The 15,613-nt window shown below is 45.7% G+C and carries 14 protein-coding genes; 5 read left to right on the forward strand and 9 right to left on the reverse strand.

Annotated elements, in window-relative coordinates; genetic code table 11:
* Nucleotides 1-42 precede the first annotated feature (42 nt).
* Entirely contained in the window at nucleotides 43-2,274 is a 2,232-nt protein-coding gene (locus P3C17_RS11195; protein ID WP_300929517.1) for an Ig-like domain-containing protein, read from the reverse strand.
* Between the two features lie 168 nt (nucleotides 2,275-2,442).
* On the opposite strand from P3C17_RS11195, the gene P3C17_RS11200 reads away from it, so the two are divergent.
* Nucleotides 2,443-3,750, forward strand: coding sequence for a dicarboxylate/amino acid:cation symporter (locus P3C17_RS11200; protein WP_300929518.1), 1,308 nt, complete (start codon nucleotides 2,443-2,445; stop codon nucleotides 3,748-3,750).
* A gap of 56 nt (nucleotides 3,751-3,806) precedes the next feature.
* On the opposite strand, the gene P3C17_RS11205 is transcribed toward P3C17_RS11200, so the two are convergent.
* From P3C17_RS11205 to P3C17_RS11215, 3 genes are all read right to left on the reverse strand, one after another.
* Nucleotides 3,807-4,457, reverse strand: a complete 651-nt coding sequence (locus P3C17_RS11205; protein WP_300929519.1) for a thiopurine S-methyltransferase — start codon at nucleotides 4,455-4,457, stop codon at nucleotides 3,807-3,809.
* A 3-nt stretch (nucleotides 4,458-4,460) separates the two neighbouring features.
* A complete protein-coding gene (gene sohB / locus P3C17_RS11210) occupies nucleotides 4,461-5,450 on the reverse strand; it encodes a protease SohB (RefSeq protein ID WP_300929849.1) in 990 nt (329 codons plus the stop codon).
* A gap of 167 nt (nucleotides 5,451-5,617) precedes the next feature.
* Nucleotides 5,618-8,026, reverse strand: a complete 2,409-nt coding sequence (locus P3C17_RS11215; RefSeq protein WP_300929520.1) for a VolA/Pla-1 family phospholipase — start codon at nucleotides 8,024-8,026, stop codon at nucleotides 5,618-5,620.
* Between the two features lie 219 nt (nucleotides 8,027-8,245).
* Here P3C17_RS11215 and P3C17_RS11220 point away from each other — a divergent pair, with 219 nt between their 5' ends.
* Nucleotides 8,246-8,989, forward strand: coding sequence for a YciK family oxidoreductase (locus P3C17_RS11220; RefSeq protein ID WP_300929521.1), 744 nt, complete (start codon nucleotides 8,246-8,248; stop codon nucleotides 8,987-8,989).
* Between the two features lie 85 nt (nucleotides 8,990-9,074).
* Here P3C17_RS11220 and P3C17_RS11225 read toward each other — a convergent pair whose 3' ends face one another.
* Together P3C17_RS11225 and galU are read right to left on the reverse strand one after the other, a co-directional pair.
* Nucleotides 9,075-9,602 (reverse strand): H-NS histone family protein, encoded by a 528-nt coding sequence (locus P3C17_RS11225; RefSeq protein WP_233077897.1) that lies wholly within the window; start codon nucleotides 9,600-9,602, stop codon nucleotides 9,075-9,077.
* Nucleotides 9,603-9,800: 198 nt separating this feature from the next.
* The gene (gene galU / locus P3C17_RS11230; RefSeq protein ID WP_300929522.1) at nucleotides 9,801-10,703 is read right to left on the reverse strand and encodes a UTP--glucose-1-phosphate uridylyltransferase GalU; all 903 of its coding nucleotides are present in this window, start codon (nucleotides 10,701-10,703) and stop codon (nucleotides 9,801-9,803) included.
* 187 nt (nucleotides 10,704-10,890) lie between these two features.
* Between galU and can the strand changes: the two genes are divergently transcribed.
* Nucleotides 10,891-11,547 carry a carbonate dehydratase gene (can, locus tag P3C17_RS11235; RefSeq protein ID WP_233077899.1) on the forward strand — a complete coding sequence of 219 codons (657 nt, stop codon included), beginning with the start codon at nucleotides 10,891-10,893 and terminating at the stop codon, nucleotides 11,545-11,547.
* Nucleotides 11,548-11,553: 6 nt separating this feature from the next.
* On the opposite strand, the gene P3C17_RS11240 is transcribed toward can, so the two are convergent.
* From P3C17_RS11240 to purU, 3 genes are all read right to left on the reverse strand, one after another.
* Nucleotides 11,554-12,081, reverse strand: a complete 528-nt coding sequence (locus P3C17_RS11240; RefSeq protein ID WP_300929523.1) for a hypothetical protein — start codon at nucleotides 12,079-12,081, stop codon at nucleotides 11,554-11,556.
* Nucleotides 12,078-12,563: an acyl-CoA thioesterase gene (locus P3C17_RS11245; RefSeq protein WP_300929524.1), complete on the reverse strand. Its 486-nt coding sequence runs from the start codon at nucleotides 12,561-12,563 to the stop codon at nucleotides 12,078-12,080. Before P3C17_RS11245 ends, P3C17_RS11240 begins: the two co-directional genes overlap by 4 nt.
* Nucleotides 12,564-12,658: 95 nt before the next feature.
* Nucleotides 12,659-13,492: a formyltetrahydrofolate deformylase gene (gene purU / locus P3C17_RS11250; protein WP_300929525.1), complete on the reverse strand. Its 834-nt coding sequence runs from the start codon at nucleotides 13,490-13,492 to the stop codon at nucleotides 12,659-12,661.
* Between the two features lie 306 nt (nucleotides 13,493-13,798).
* Here purU and tsaA point away from each other — a divergent pair, with 306 nt between their 5' ends.
* Both tsaA and P3C17_RS11260 read left to right on the forward strand, forming a co-directional pair.
* Nucleotides 13,799-14,548, forward strand: a complete 750-nt coding sequence (tsaA, locus tag P3C17_RS11255) for a tRNA (N6-threonylcarbamoyladenosine(37)-N6)-methyltransferase TrmO (protein ID WP_233077903.1) — start codon at nucleotides 13,799-13,801, stop codon at nucleotides 14,546-14,548.
* Nucleotides 14,478-15,575, forward strand: a complete 1,098-nt coding sequence (locus P3C17_RS11260) for a kelch repeat-containing protein (RefSeq protein ID WP_300929526.1) — start codon at nucleotides 14,478-14,480, stop codon at nucleotides 15,573-15,575. The genes tsaA and P3C17_RS11260 overlap by 71 nt, the downstream gene beginning before the upstream one ends.
* Nucleotides 15,576-15,613 lie beyond the last annotated feature (38 nt).

The following is a 15,613-nucleotide window of genomic DNA, read 5'->3' on the forward strand; positions in this document are numbered from 1 at the left end:
GTAAAAAGGCGGATTTTTTTCCGCCTTTTTTGTATCCGTTTTTTAATCCGTGTTATGACAGAACGCACCAACCCCATAAGGATTTCGGGCAGGCCCTGAGTTTTCATCTGCAACATAAGGCCCTGACACTATAGTGACAAACTCCCGGCTGGAAACGTTCTCTGTGCCATCCGCAAAACCTGATACTGTCAACAGGACCGTTGTCCAAGGAGCTATATCTCGGGGGTAAGTTAAATCAAAAGTCGCAATACCGTTTGTATCAGCCCGCACTGTCCGTGGCACAGAGGCCACGTTTCCCGGAGTTAACTGGCCATCACCATTGAAGTCTTCACCAGGATCCAGGATGCCGTTGTTATTTACATCTTCACTGACACAACCATCTATTCCATCATTAAGATCAGGGTCAAAGGAAGTCACCACTGGATCCCAGTATTCAAAATCTACTAAGTCAGGAATAGGCTCCCATCTACCTTTTCTATAGCTGACAGGCAGCACAGAGACATTCAGGTCCTGTCCTGCCACCGGATTACCAGATGAATCAGTCACCAGAATAGAGAACTCTTTACTAAATAAAGAAGCTGTTGGCTCCTCAATGTTATTACCTGTACCAAAGCGAAAGAATAGAGTTCTGGTTCCCACAGAAACGGGAGTAGCACCACTGACCACAGGTGCAGTATTAAGTACAGTAGCCTGTACATTTAAGTTAGCTCCAGTGCCCGCTCCCGTAGTGTTGTCTGCAGTGAAAACTGTACTGGCTAAACCTTGCGAGTCTGTTATAGCTGTCGCAGGATTAATTTGTCCGCCAGGAGCGCCATCCAAAGTAAAGGCCACAGTGCGGTTTTTCACCGGATTATTGTTTCCGTCCCTTATAACTGCACGCACCACACTCTGTTCCCCAGGTCCTAACTGAGTCGGAAAAGCTGAAACGCTTATTGTATTTGGCACTGTGGCAATAAATTCGATCTGGGTCTGGGTAGTCAATAAATCAGTAGCGCCGGGGCGAATCTCTGTTGCGGCTACATTAGCGAAACCAGCAAAACTGGAGGTGACCAGCACTGAAGCCTGTCCTTGCAGATTGGTCGTTTGGTCAACAGATACCACAGTCAAATTGCCTGTCAGCAATCCCAAAGTGCCCCTGGTAGTGGTTAAATTCAGAGATTTATTTGTATTAGGTAAATTGTTCACCAGCCATTCCACAGTGAGTTGCTGCTCCGTGCCCAAAGGTACTTCAATCACTTCAGTATTTAAAAACTGAAACTGGTCGGATTGAACGCTGATAACAGCAACAGCGGTAGCACCTAAACCAGCAACCGTTAGCTCATCTGTGCCGCCCTGTGTTGCTCTGTAGGTAAACGTCACCCGGCCACTATTACCGGCAGTCACCAGTGAAGTACTGGTAATAGGGTTATTTAATGAAGAAGTCACAGCTAAGGTCCGCCCCTGAATACCTTTGCCGTCAAAGTCGGTTAAATCCGCGGTAATAGTTACTTCATCGGACAAGACCATGGAGCGCGGAGCGCTGATCAGAATCGAGGTGCCAACTACATTAATATCAACAGTCGCGCTCTTATCCCCGACCGCAGCTGTCACTGTGACTGTGCGCAATGACGGGTCTACACTGCTGGATAAATTGGCCTTGGCGACTCCATCTGATTCTGTGACAGCACTCACCACTTCCAACTCCCCAGAGGATGAGCTGAACTGTACTGTGACTCCAGGTTGTAAGACATTATTGGTGTCCAGAACCACTGCAGATAAAGCGACTTGTGCTGTACTGCCGGAACCTAACTGCAAAGTATCCGCAATTAAGCGCAGTGAACCGACCGGCTTTTCAGGTTCTACATCATCAGCATCCCCCGCGGAAGCAAAACTAATGGTAGTGGATTGTCCTCCTGTTAAAGTAGCGGCTATGGTACCGGCACCACTTTTGGTTCCGACCAGCACTCCTATCACAGCAACACCATTGCTGTTGGTTTGGGCTGTGCCAGCTTCATTATTAAAGTTGGCTAAAAGTGCATCATTGAGACTAAAAGTTACCAGTTGCCCTGCCATAGAGCGACCGGTTGACGAGGTTAAAGTGGCTGTTAATGTCAGGGGCTGCGCTTTACTTACTTCAGAGGATACCACTGCGGCTGCGTTGGTCAGTACCAGACTTATAGTGATCACTTCGGTTGTACCACCGTCGTCGTCATCATCAGTAATAGTGCCTCCCCCCCCACAAGCAGCTAACAGGAACAACAAAACGACGATAAAGTAGCACCTGACTCTAAGCATCTGGATTCTCCATTGGATGCGCTAACTTATTGTAATTATTCTAGCTTAGTCGAAACTTATTCAGTGGGCTAAGTCAAAGCGCAAAATAATTCCGTCAGTTGCGGTTTTTCTTTTGGCTCGCAAACTGTTAGGCTAAGCAGCATTTTCCGGGCTGATAACAAAATAAAAATGACTGTAAAAAAGAAATTAGGTCTAACCCCACGTATTCTGATTGGTATGGCACTAGGTGTTCTGGTTGGTGCTTTGTTTAAATTCTTGTTAGCAGGTGAAGCTGAACGAACCTTAAGTTTGTTTGGTGCAGAGCTGGGGTTAAGGGCATTTTTTGTCGACGGCATTTTTCACGCGGGCGGACAAATATTTGTCGCCAGTTTAAAGATGTTGGTCGTCCCCTTGGTTTTTGTATCCTTGGTCTGCGGTACCAGCTCGTTAAGCGATGGCAGCACGCTTGGGCGTCTGGGTGGTAAATCTGTTGGCTTGTATATACTGACCACGGCTGTCGCTATAGCAATAGCTATCTTTTTCGCACTTCTGGTCTCCCCCGGAACTGGTGTACAAATGACTGCGGATGCACAATTCAGCGTGCAGCATGCTCCCTCTATAACGCAAGTGTTTATCAATATGTTCCCCAGCAACCCGGTTGAAGCCATGGCCAAAGGCGAAATGCTGCAGATTATCGTGTTCTCTGTGCTATTTGGTTTAGCTGTTGCGTTAACAGGGGAAGCAGGTTCCAGAGTACGGGCTTTGTTTAATGACTTAAACGAAGTGGTGATGAAGCTGGTTAGTTTTATGATGGCCCTGGCACCTTATGGTGTATTTTTCCTGATGGCCAAACTCTTTACGACCTTAGATTTAAAAGATTTGGAAAGCCTGGGCTGGTATTTCAGCACTGTACTTTTTGTGTTGTTTTTCCATGGTTTTATTGTCTATGGCCTGTTTATCTCCATTTTAGGTCGCTTAAACCCACTGATGTTTTTCCGGAAAATGAAAGATGCTGCTCTATTTGGTTTTAGCATGTCCAGCAGCAACGCCACTATTCCGGTTAATCTGGAAACCACCACCAAAAAACTGGGGGTCAGTAACAACATAGCTTCTTTCACTATACCTTTGGGCGCAACCATCAATATGGATGGCACAGCCATTATGCAAGGTGTGGCGACTGTATTTATCGCTCAGGTGTTTCAGGTAGATTTAACCACTACGGACTATCTGATGGTGATTCTGACCGCCACTTTAGCCTCTATAGGTACTGCTGGTGTGCCTGGTGTAGGTTTAATTATGCTGGCTATGGTATTGCAGCAAGTGGGCTTACCTGTCGAAGGTATAGCGCTGATTATTGGCGTGGACCGCTTACTGGATATGACCCGTACTGCAGTGAATGTCACTGGTGATGCTATGGTGTCTTGCCTTGTCGCCAAAAGTGAAAATCAGTTTGATGCCGAGTGCTTTAACAACCCGGATGCAGGCAGAAACGTTTAAGTTTTCCTGATAAAAAGACGCCGCTTAATGCGGCGTTTTTTATGTCTTTTGTGATGTTACCACTGGATCCAGAACGCTTTTTCAAGCAGTTGACTGACGTTAAACTGGCGCTGCGCAAAAGGTCGTCCTGTCAGATTACGTACCGCCAGCAGTTGAATTGATTCGGCAAAATCAAACAAGCTTCTGACTTCCTGCTCTGTCACCGAAAACGGCGGGCCGGACATTTCTGCTTGCGGGTATTCCAGACTCAGCAGTAACAAAGAAACAGGTGCTGTACACAAGCGTTTGATCTGCTGCACATAGTCAATTCGCATCTGAGCAGGCAAAGCGATTAGTGCCGCTCTGTCATAAATCAGCCCGATATGGCCTAATTGTTGTGGTTCTAAAGCGAAAAAGTCACCTTGCCATATATCAACAGCCGGATGACTAAAGTGCTGAAATTCGTTTTGTAGAGAAATGGAAAACTCTTGCTGCTGCTCATGAAAAAACTGCTGACAAGCCAGTTCGGATAATTCAGCTCCAATCACTTTTCCATACCGAGCCAACCACCACAGGTCCAAACTTTTACCGCACAAAGGTGCAAAAACAGCTTTAGACTGATGCCAGTTCAGTTGAGACAATACCACAGGCAGCAGCGGGTGAATTTCATGTTGATGAAAGCCTATTCTTTGTTGCTGCCAGCAATTGTGCCAAAACTCAGACTGCATAACTTAACGCCAGAAACTAAGTTGCGACAATTTGTTCATGCTGGCAGTCAGCGCAGAGCTTGCAGCTAAACCAACTTTTTCCGCCAGTTTTCGCTTGATCTGGTATTTCACCTGCACTACTTTTTTGGTTTTGAATTGCTGCACCAAATAGTCATCGCTGGTTTGTAACTGGTCTATTAAATTTAAATCCAGAGCCTGATAACCAAACCAATGCTCACCTGTGGCCACTTGTTCCATCACCAGTACAGGCCGGTGTTTAAATACAAAATCTTTAAATAAAATATGGGTCTGTTCCAGCTCTTGCTGAAACTTTTCGCGGCCTTTGTCGGTGTTTTCCGCAAAGACGGTCACTGTGCGTTTAAATTCACCTGCAGTAAATTGTTCTACATCTATATGATTTTTCTTCAGCAGCTTATGGAAGTTAGGCAACTGAGCCACGACGCCAATAGAACCAACAATAGCAAAAGGCGCTGCTAAAATACGGTCGGCAATACAAGCCATCATATAACCACCACTGGCTGCAACTTTATCTACAGCGACCGTCAGACGGATATTTTGCTGCTTAATTCTGTCAAGTTGCGATGCAGCCAAACCATAACCATGCACTACCCCACCCGGGCTTTCCAGCCGGATCAGCACTTCATCTGTTTCTGTTGCAACGGCAAGCACAGCTGTCACTTCTTCACGTAATGCTTCGACTTCATGCGCATCCATACTGCCATTAAAATCCAGCACAAAAAGCCGCTCTTTTGGCTCGTCTTTTTGTTTTTGGTTTTTAACCCAAACTTTATAAGCTTTTTTATCCAGCAGCTGTTGCTGCAAATCAGCGGTTAAATCACGATAATCTTCAGATAGATCGCTAAACTCCAACTCACCTTTTTTAGCTTTTTGTTTAGCTGACAGCACAACAGCAACAATAACTGCGACAGCAATCACCACTGTGGCTGTTTTCGCTAAAAATAAACCGTATTGATATAAAAATTCCACTTCTATTCCTTTTAAAGAAAAACTAAGGGCATTGTAGCCTGATGTAGTATTAAAAAATATCGCTATGGTTATAACACTGTCGACACAAGTCCCGACCAGAGGCGCATCGACACTTTATTTTCGCTATAAAAAAAGCCCGGCATCAGAGCCGGGCTTTTACAGACGTAAAAGTATTAGTTAGCAGGAGCCATTACAGCACCGTTGGCAACCACAACACCAGCACCACGACCCATAAAGAAGCTCACGCTTTGGCCTTGCATTTCAGTTGTTGCTGCTGCACTGGCGGTTGGGCTCAGGATAGAGCTGTGTCCACCTGCAATAAAGCGGCTTAACGCTGTGCCAGTCACAGGATAAGTACCTGCCACATTATTGACAGCAGAAGCACCTAATAAAGCAGCCAGAGGCTCAGTACCAGCCAAAGGCATAGCTGCAGAGCTATTTGGGATCACCTGATCCGGTAACTGATCCGAGCCGTTGCCTACCACTTCAATGATATAAGTTGGGGTTTCAGAAGCCACCAGCATAGAAGCATAGTTATTTGGATCACCCGCATCTGTTACTGTCTGCGCTGCAAAAGCAAAAGACGAGAACGAAGCGTTTAATGTGGCCAGTGCTGCCGGATTAGATACAGCAAGCGCCTGAACAAAGTCATTAAAACAAGCAGCATAAGGAGCTGTCTGACCTGCGCCACACGCGTTGTTTGTAGCAAAGTCTATGTAACCCTGAGCAGTTGCACCACCAGCACCTAACAAGACGCTGGCTTTAATGGTTGGGCCAAAAGCAGCTGAATCCAACAGGAAGTTAGCAACAGCACCACCAGGCATAGCTAAGGTTGCAGAGCGAATGTTATATAAGGCATCCAGTTGTGCGCTGCCGGTTGTGCTGTTGGCTAATGCCACCATAGCAGTACCAGATATTGCACCCAACGAGTGACCTAAGAACTGCACGTCCTGAGTATTTAATAAACCAGGCTGGTTATTAAAATTCATGCCTAAACGTAAGCCCAGCATATCAGCGATACTTTGACGTAAATTGTCGCGAGTTACCAACAGGTTCGAGAGATTCATATAGTCTGTGGCGCTGTTAGTTGAAGCATTGATCACCAAATCGCCCACTGTAAAACCGCGACTACCATGTAACGGATGGTCAATCGCAATAGTGGCAAAACCACGAGCAGATAAAGCACCTGTGATGGCCAGCATATCTTCTTTTCTGGAGGTAATACCATGTTGCAGTATCACTACAGGCCAGCCTGCTGCAGGTTTCACCAAACCTAAAGCGGCACCACGAACCTCGTCAGGTACTGTGACCTGCACAGCTAAGGTCTGAGTGCTGTTTACTTTAGGGATCACGTTAAACTTAGTCAGGTGACGTTGTTTGTCCAGACCAAAATCACGTAAAGCACCACCTGAAGCTGCCTTACAGAAGGCATCATTCCCCGCCTGAGCCGGATCAGTGATACTGTTTTCCAATGCAGTAATTTGCTCCTGACTCAAAGAAGCGATAATAGCGCCTGAATCACAACGAGCCATCCAGCGAGTGCTTAAAGGAGCCATTGCGTTTTCAGCTGTTGCAGCACCCAAATAGTACGGCAGGTTAATAGTACCGCTGTACAGTTTTGCCAGTTTAAAAATAAAACGTGGGTCTGCCAGACTATCAGCGACGGCTTGTCCTGGGAACAACAGATCAGAGACCACTGCACCAGTATCCGCAATAGCGACTGAAGGAGGCGTATTGCCATTCAAAGGGCTTGGTGCCATCAACTGTTTGATAGTGGCAAACACCGGGGCAGTAGATTGAGTCGTAATAGCAGCAGTGTAGATAATGCCGGCTTTGTTAATCGACTGCGCCGAGACTGCATTTTCAAAACTGTTAATTACGCCTTGTAAAGCCAGCTGAGCCGCAGTACCTAAAGGTTTAGTCGCGATGTCTTGTTTGACCAACTCGTAAGTCGTCGAAGGAGCAACAGAACGGCCTTCACTATCTTTTAACGCATCAGTGAACACCAGAATATAAGTGGTGGCAGGTTTTAATGGCTTTAACGGGATCACAGCAATGCTGTTGCCACTGGCTCGGGTCACATAATCAACACCAAAGGTCAGACTGCCCACAGCCTTACAGGCAGCGCCACGAGGAACAGTACGACAATCTGCATCAGGTGAAGCAGGGTCGCCCATCAGGGTTTCCACTAAATAAACTGAACCTGGTTGCTGCACACTGGCCGCATCTAAGCTGACACCAGAGGTAAAGCTCAGTGCAATAGTAAATGGGTTTTGGGTAGACCAGCCATCTAATGCGCCTAACGCTGTTGAAGGATCGGCGTAATTTGGTGCATCAAGATGGGCACCGGCTGCATTTTTTTCACCTGGCATAAACAAGGTACCATCTGTAGTGCCTTGTAATAACAAATCGTTAGGTGGTGATAACACGCCGTTGGCCGGGTCATAAACAACACGTGATAAAGGGATCTGAACCTCACCACCTGTTTGAGTATCGTCTTTAATTTCGTCCAGTGATTCGCCACCACAACCGGCTAAACCTAACGCACTGGCAATAGCAAAGCTAAGCAAAAGCTTGTTCATATCTTCTCCCCGTGTCCTGTATTTTTCTTATTCTGCCCCGATAGTTACCTAAAGGAGTCATTCGTTTTGTGATATTAGCTTTTAACAGCTACGACCAGTTAAACTTAACCCAATCAGAAAAAATTCGCTAGCTCAAATTCAAGCTTGTTGAAGAAAGGTGCAAAATTAATACAGAGCAGGTATGCTGCCGCCGTTTTTCAACGTCTGGGACCCCTTTCTATGTTTAATTATCAAGCTAAGCCGCAAGCACTGGCAGACAAAGTTATTCTGGTAACAGGCGCTGGCGACGGCATAGGCAAAGCTGCAGCTCTTTGTTACGCTAAACACGGCGCTACTGTTATATTGTTAGGCAAAACCACGTCCAAACTTACAGCAGTCTACGATGAAATAGTGGCCGCTGGCTGGCCGGAACCCGCTATTGTTCCACTGGATTTAAAAGGCGCAACAGCCAAACACTATCAAGACATGGCGAGCACTATTAAAGCAGAATTTGGTAAATTGGACGGAGTACTGCACAACGCCGGAATTCTAGGGGTATTAAGCCCTTTTGAACATCTTGATTTACCCACCTGGCAGGATATTTTACAGGTGAATGTTACAGCAGCCATGCTGATGAGTCAGGCTCTGATCCCAGTGCTAAAATTAGCCCCACAAAGTTCAGTTGTCTTTACCTCTTCAGGTGTTGGCCGTCAGGCCAGAGCCTATTGGGGCGGTTATGCGGTATCAAAGTTCGCCACCGAAGGTTTAATGCAACTGATGGCTGCTGAGTATGAAGGCACCACGCTAAGAGTTAATACAATTAATCCTGGAGCGACGCGCACAAAAATGCGCAGCAAAGCTTATCCGGGTGAAGATCAGTTAAGTTTGCCGACAGCAGAACAAATTATGCCTTTGTATTTGTATTTAATGAGTGACGACAGCAAGGCCGTGAATGGCCAGTCGCTGGATGCCCAGCAGAAGTAACAAGCTTCGCTGTTCCAACAGCACTTTTTCAATGCATAAAAAAACCGGCTCAAACATGGCCGGTTTTTTTATGCTTCTGCGAAAACTACTTCTTCGACAGAATTTCTTCGCCGTTGGCCTGAGCCCATGCGTTCCACACGTCAACTTTGCTATTGAAGTTTTCAACAGCTTGAGTACCAGCTTCAGCTAATAAAGCTTCGATGTCCTTGCTGTATTTGCCTTCCACTTTATGAAACGGCACCACTTTAATACCACGGTCAACTAAGGCCTTTTTCATCGTATGTGTTTTCAGTAAATTTAATTTACCTGCATCTACATAGAAAAATTGGCTCTCTTTATTGATGGTTTTAAATTTAGGTTTAACCGGACGTTTACCTTTTGAATCCGAATCATCGTCATGGCTGACAACTACATCAGCATTCATTTGGTAGCCCAGCTGTTCCAGAGTAAAACCCTGAGCTTTAGCTAATGCACGGATCTGAGATAAAACTTCAGTTTCTTTCTGGCGTTCTACCAACACTGAATTTAACGTCTCAATGACTTCGTGCAGTTTAACTGTAGTGATTTCTTTCGCGGCTTTTTTCAGTTCTTTTTTATCGAGTAACAATGACATGAAAATCTCCCATGGATAAATACTATCAAGGATAGTACAGAATCATTCTGCTAAATTAAAGCTTAAATACAATCTTATTCACTAAATAAGATTGTATACAGCGAAGTAGAGATAAAATCTAACTGTGCGCCACCACTCATAGTGAGGTTAATGAAAAAAATGATAAGCCAAATAAAAATAACCTTCATCTTTCCCGAATTAGTCTTTTAACAGATACAATTCTTTCAAATAGTTACGGAATTCGTCGGACAATTTTTTGTCCTGCAGCGCATACTCCACCACAGCTTTGAGATAGCCGATTTTACTGCCGCAGTCATGCGACTTGCCTTGTAAATGATAGGCTTCAATTTTTTCAATCAATAATAAATGATGTAAAGCATCTGTCAGCTGAATTTCGCCACCAGCACCCGGAGCTGTTCGTCGTAACAAATCCCAGACTTTGGCCGATAAAACATAGCGCCCGGTAATCGCCAGGTTAGAAGGTGCATCTTCAATATCAGGCTTTTCCACCATAGTTCGGATTAAAGCAGATTGCCCTTGCAGCAGTTCTTCGCCCGAAATATCAACTATGCCATATTTATTTACTTCCAGTGCCGGTACTGGCTCCACCATAATCTGGCTGGCCCCTGTGGTTTCAAAACGTTCAATCATGGCTTTTAAGTTATGAATGCGGGCATCTGCATGATACTTGTCGATCAATACATCGGGCAGAATGACAGCAAAAGGTTCATTGCCCACTACAGGTGCGGCACATAAAACTGCATGACCCAAGCCCAAAGCCACAGGCTGGCGTACCGAAATCACCGTGACATTTTTTGGGTTTATAGAGCGAACATCTTCCAATAAAGACCTTTTTACCCGTTTTTCAAGCTGGGTCTCCAACTCAAAACTGGTATCAAAATGGTTTTCTATCGAGTTTTTACTGGAATGAGTCACCAGTACTATTTCAGTGATCCCGGCAGCAGCGGCTTCCTCTACTACGTACTGGATCAATGGCTTGTCCACCACCGGTAACATTTCTTTTGGAATAACTTTGGTGGCCGGCAACATTCGCGTGCCTAAACCCGCCACAGGGATCACTGCTTTTTTCAGCTTTACCATGCTGTATAGTTCCTTCAGATGAGCTTTAACTTATTGTTCTATCATACAGTGACCACAATTAAGCAGCCAGATAGATTTACAGTCGCTGAATTTATTTGTCTGCGCCATCTCTAGATTCAGTGCTGGTCGGTGTTCTCCAACAGGTAAGATCTGTTATCGTAGCGCCAGTTTTCTACAGGGTGATTCCATGCGTTCCTTAAAACATTTATTTGCCAATAACAGGTCATGGGCTGAGCGGGTTGAGCAGGAAGCTCCTGGTTTTTTTAAGCAACTCTCAGAACAACAGGCGCCTGAATATTTATGGATAGGCTGCTCCGACAGCCGGGTTCCGGCCAACGAAATCGTAGGTTTATTGCCGGGCGAACTTTTTGTTCATCGCAATGTGGCCAATCTGGTGCTGCACTCCGACATCAATTGTTTATCTGTACTGCAATACGCTATCGATATCTTAAAGATAAAGCATATTATTGTCTGTGGTCATTATGGCTGTGGTGGCGTTGCCGCTGCGATGAACAAACAGCGTATTGGTTTTGTCGATAACTGGTTGCGTAATATTAAAGATGTGTATGCGCTGCACAGAGAAGAGCTGGACGGTTTTGCCGATGATGGTGAACGAGTCAACCGTCTTTGTGAGCTTAACGTGATGGAACAAGTACGTAATGTGTGCCATACCAGCTTTGTGCAGGACGCCTGGGAGCGTGGTCAGCCTCTGACTGTACATGGTTGGGTATACAGCCTGCGCAACGGTCATATTAAAGACTTACGCGTCAGTCATTCCAGCGCTACTCAAATAGATAATATCTACGCACTGGAGCCGACTGAAGAATTTATTATCGAAAAATAACTGCCTTTAGCGAAACTTCACTTCGGTTTGGGGCACACGTTTATACAAAGCGCTGTGCCCTTTCACCCATTTACCGTTTTGTAAATACTCTGAACTAACTTCCAGTTTTCCGCTTTGATCCAGCACTGAATGTGAACGCACTTGCGTGATCCCCTGAGCATTATTTTCTACCTGCTCTACAGCCTCAATACTTTTAGTGACGGCGTTATAACTCATAGTGCCATGGGTATAAAAACCTGCTGTTGTAAAATAATAGTAGGCAATTTTTTGTTGTTTTTGATCCCAAAAAATCATGCTCTCGCCACCATAATCCCCATCATTAATCGAATGCACAGTTTTAATGGCCTGACCGTTTAACGCCCTGCTCCAGTTGGAGCGATCAATCATTTTTTTCTCTTTGCCAGGTTCTGTTAAATCACCTTCCCAGTGGCTATCCAAAAAAGGTCGGAATATTTCCAGTTCAGGGTGTAACACTGGCTCTGCAGCAACGGATGAAAAACTGAAAAGTACAAGAATTAAATACAAGGCTTTCATTGATGTTTCTCCTGATAAAAATCCAGCATGTTTTGTTCTACTTCTTGCGAAAAGGCTTTGGTTTTTACTGCATAAGCCTGTAAAAATTTGTCTTCTTCTGTTTGTGGCACCCAGGCTGGCACTGATGCTGTGTTGCCTTGTGCATCCAAAGCAACAAAACTGATAATGCAGTGGTTGGTCTCCAGCATGTCGCCGCCTTTGGTATCACCAGAGCGCACCTGCACCAGCACATGCATACTGGTATTGCCTGTGTAGACAATACGGGCGATCAGCTCCACCTGATGCCCCACCAGAATAGGCCGGCGAAACCTGATAGTACCCACAGAGATGGTGACACAATACAAACCACTCCAGCCGGCTGCGCAGGCATAAGCGACCTGATCTATCCATTTCATCACCATACCGCCATGCACTTTGCCACCGAAGTTGACATGGGTAGGTTCTGCTAAAAATCTGAATTCAACTTCTCTTTTACCTGACATCTGAAGGGGCCTTATTTTGTTTTCCTGAGCATAGCCGTTTTAGCGAAAAAATCGAGACAAGCCGCTGATCTGTCGTCCGTTTTATAAAACATCTGCTATAAAATCACTGTTTTATTGCCATGCACAAACACCCGGTCTTCGAGCACCAGCTGCAAAGCTTTACTCAACACGTTTTTCTCCACATCCCGACCCGCTTTCACCATATCCATAGCGCTGTAGGTATGATCCACCGGCGTTACCAGTTGCTTGATAATGGGGCCTTCGTCCAGATCGTCCGTGACGAAATGCGCTGTGGCGCCAATAATTTTGACGCCTCTTTTATGCGCCTGATGATAAGGATTAGCACCAATAAAAGCGGGTAGAAAACTGTGATGAATATTGATAATGCGCTCTTTGTAGTGTGCGACAAAAGCCGGGCTTAATACCCGCATAAACTTAGCCAGCACCAGATAATCAGCCTGATAAGGGTCTATCACCTGCTGCAACGCCGCTTCATGCTGTTCGCGGCTTAAGTTGATATGGCTGACAAAATGGTAAGGAATATCAAACTTCTCTGCCAGGCTTTGCAAATCCGGATGATTTCCCACTACTGCAGCTATATCCAGCTTTAGCGAGCCATCGTAAACCTTCATTAAAATATCACCGAGGCAATGCGCCTCCTTAGTCACCAGAATCACGACTTTTTTTCGCCCGGCGGCTACTAGCTGACGGCTGCTGCCTTTTGGCAAGGCCCGGTCTAAATCCAGCATCAGAGTTTTGTCATTAAAAATGCCCTCGAGCTGAGTACGCATAAAAAACTGCCCTGAATCCGGGTCAACATATTCAGTATTACGGATAATATTGAGCTGGTGTTTGTAGCAAATATTGGTAATTTGTGCGATTAAACCTTTTGAATCCGGGCATTCAATTAATAAAACTTTCTTTTCCATTATCAACTCTCGTCAAGCCATAGCAAAAACACAGCAAAGCGCTGCATAAAACAAAGTGGATTCAGGTGGTTTTGGTTATTGGTTTATGGCGGCTTTAGCCGCTCTTTGCTGCTTACTGCGAACCTGTTACCAATAAAACCGGTGCCAGATGATGCAATTGCCTGTTATTAATCCCAAGTTTTAACTCTGTTGTAAAGCTATTTTCAACTTCAGGCTTTTACCACTTTGCTTGTCCTTTAACTCTTGCAACGCCATAATAGACTTCGTTTTTTGCCGTCTGCTGGCTTTTTATCTACTGAGGATCTGATGCCCTCTTATCAAATGCAGGTGCTGGGCACCATTCGCTCACCCTACAAACAAAAGTTCGCCATACCCCGCCAGCCGGGCTTAATTGCCGAAGCTAAAGCTGAACTGGTGTTGGAAGCGGGTTATGACGATGATGCCATAGTACGGGGCATTGAAGCCTTCAGTCATTTATGGCTGGTGTTTGTGTTTCATGAAACCGCAGACAAAGGCTGGTCGCCGCTGGTGCGGCCGCCGCGTTTGGGTGGCAATGAAAAAAAAGGCGTTTTTGCCACTCGCGCCACATTCAGACCAAACCCAATTGGCCTTTCTGTCGTAAAACTTGAAGGCGTAGTACGTAAACAAGGTCGTTTGATCATTCAATTGTCCGGTGTAGATCTGCTGGATGGCACGCCCATACTGGATATTAAACCTTACCTGCCCTACGCCGATGCCTTGCCGGATGCAGCAGGTGGTTTTGCCGACGCGGCACCAGAAACTGATATGACGGTCAGTTTTGAACCTGCAGTGTTGGAATTTTGTCAGCGGCAAAAAGATCAGCCGGAATTAGCAGTATTGATAGAAAAGGTGTTAAAACAAGACCCGCGCCCTCCTTACAAAAAACAAAAAGCGGAGCAACAAAGCTACGGCATGACGCTGTATCACTTTAATATCAAATGGACAGTGAACGGAGTACACAATCATGTTACAGAAATCAGGCATGTTAAAGAAAAACAACAGGATCATGAAGTTCAGCCTCTGTCTGACTCTTAGCGCACCTTTATGGCTTCATGCTGCTGAATTACCGGCCTTACCTGAAGCCGTGAGTAATAATCTGGTGATGAGCACCAGCGTAGCGGGCCGCACTTATGTCAGCAGTTTTATGGGGCTTTCTTCAGGGAAAACCCATGCCGATGTTCATAACAGAGTCTGGCAATGGACTGTAGGTGAACCCACCTGGCTGAAAGCCCCTGTAGTGCCGAGCCGTCAACGTTTAAGTGGACGGTTAGCCAGTTCTGGCGTGACCTTACAAAATCACTTTTTTATATTTGGTGGCTACACGGTAGCGGCCAATGGCACTGAAGTGTCCAGCGCCGAGGGTTATCGCTATAGCCCTGTCACTAAAAGCTATAACAAGCTGCCAGATATGCCGGTGGCTGTTGATGACAGTGTGGCTTTGGCTTACAAAAACAGATATATCTACCTGGCCAGCGGCTGGTCTCAGGATGGTAACGTTAACTTAATACAGCTGTTTGATAACTTCACTCAGAAGTGGAGTCAGGCGACACCTTTTCCTGGCACCCCGACTTTTGGTTTAGCAGGCGCTTTATCAGACCAGCATATGCTGTTGTGTGATGGGGTAAAAATGAATTATCAGACCTTGCCACGCCAGTATGAAACCGAAGCTCAGTGCTGGTTAGGTGAAATCAATGCATCCAACGCTAACAGAATTAGTTGGCAGCAAATTACGCACCCGACAGGCAAAGCCCGTTATCGTATGGCGGCGGCGGCCGTGAAGCAGGATGGTAAAGACTTGATTGTGTTTATTGGCGGCAGCGAAACCGCTTATAACTACAATGGTATTGGCTATAACGGCACCCCGGCAGAGCCTTCAGCCCAGGTTTGGGCTTATTCAATTACAGACAAAAGCTGGCTAAAAGCTGAAAATACCACGGCGGTGATGGATTTACGCACCTTAGTCACGATGAACAATGAACTCTACAGTTTAGGTGGTATGGTCGCAGGACAAAATCTGACGGCTGAATGGATAAAACATCAGATTAAGCTACTGCCGCAGTGACAGGCTTGCTAGAATACGGCCAATTTCCAAAGCAATTA

This window comes from Rheinheimera sp. 1928-s (assembly GCF_029269265.1).
GTDB lineage: Bacteria > Pseudomonadota > Gammaproteobacteria > Enterobacterales > Alteromonadaceae > Pararheinheimera.

What these genes read in the sequence shown, in the direction of transcription:
- P3C17_RS11215 (WP_300929520.1), bottom strand. Translation starts at nt 8,026, where the DNA reads ATGAACAAGCTTTTGCTTAGCTTTGCTATTGCCAGTGCGTTAGGTTTA.
- galU (WP_300929522.1), bottom strand. Translation starts at nt 10,703, where the DNA reads ATGGTAAAGCTGAAAAAAGCAGTGATCCCTGTGGCGGGTTTAGGCACG.
- tsaA (WP_233077903.1), top strand. Translation starts at nt 13,799, where the DNA reads ATGCCCTCTTATCAAATGCAGGTGCTGGGCACCATTCGCTCACCCTAC.
- P3C17_RS11195 (WP_300929517.1), bottom strand. Translation starts at nt 2,274, where the DNA reads ATGCTTAGAGTCAGGTGCTACTTTATCGTCGTTTTGTTGTTCCTGTTA.
- purU (WP_300929525.1), bottom strand. Translation starts at nt 13,492, where the DNA reads ATGGAAAAGAAAGTTTTATTAATTGAATGCCCGGATTCAAAAGGTTTA.
- P3C17_RS11200 (WP_300929518.1), top strand. Translation starts at nt 2,443, where the DNA reads ATGACTGTAAAAAAGAAATTAGGTCTAACCCCACGTATTCTGATTGGT.
- can (WP_233077899.1), top strand. Translation starts at nt 10,891, where the DNA reads ATGCGTTCCTTAAAACATTTATTTGCCAATAACAGGTCATGGGCTGAG.
- P3C17_RS11260 (WP_300929526.1), top strand. Translation starts at nt 14,478, where the DNA reads ATGTTACAGAAATCAGGCATGTTAAAGAAAAACAACAGGATCATGAAG.
- P3C17_RS11220 (WP_300929521.1), top strand. Translation starts at nt 8,246, where the DNA reads ATGTTTAATTATCAAGCTAAGCCGCAAGCACTGGCAGACAAAGTTATT.
- P3C17_RS11205 (WP_300929519.1), bottom strand. Translation starts at nt 4,457, where the DNA reads ATGCAGTCTGAGTTTTGGCACAATTGCTGGCAGCAACAAAGAATAGGC.
- P3C17_RS11225 (WP_233077897.1), bottom strand. Translation starts at nt 9,602, where the DNA reads ATGTCATTGTTACTCGATAAAAAAGAACTGAAAAAAGCCGCGAAAGAA.
- P3C17_RS11240 (WP_300929523.1), bottom strand. Translation starts at nt 12,081, where the DNA reads ATGAAAGCCTTGTATTTAATTCTTGTACTTTTCAGTTTTTCATCCGTT.
- P3C17_RS11245 (WP_300929524.1), bottom strand. Translation starts at nt 12,563, where the DNA reads ATGTCAGGTAAAAGAGAAGTTGAATTCAGATTTTTAGCAGAACCTACC.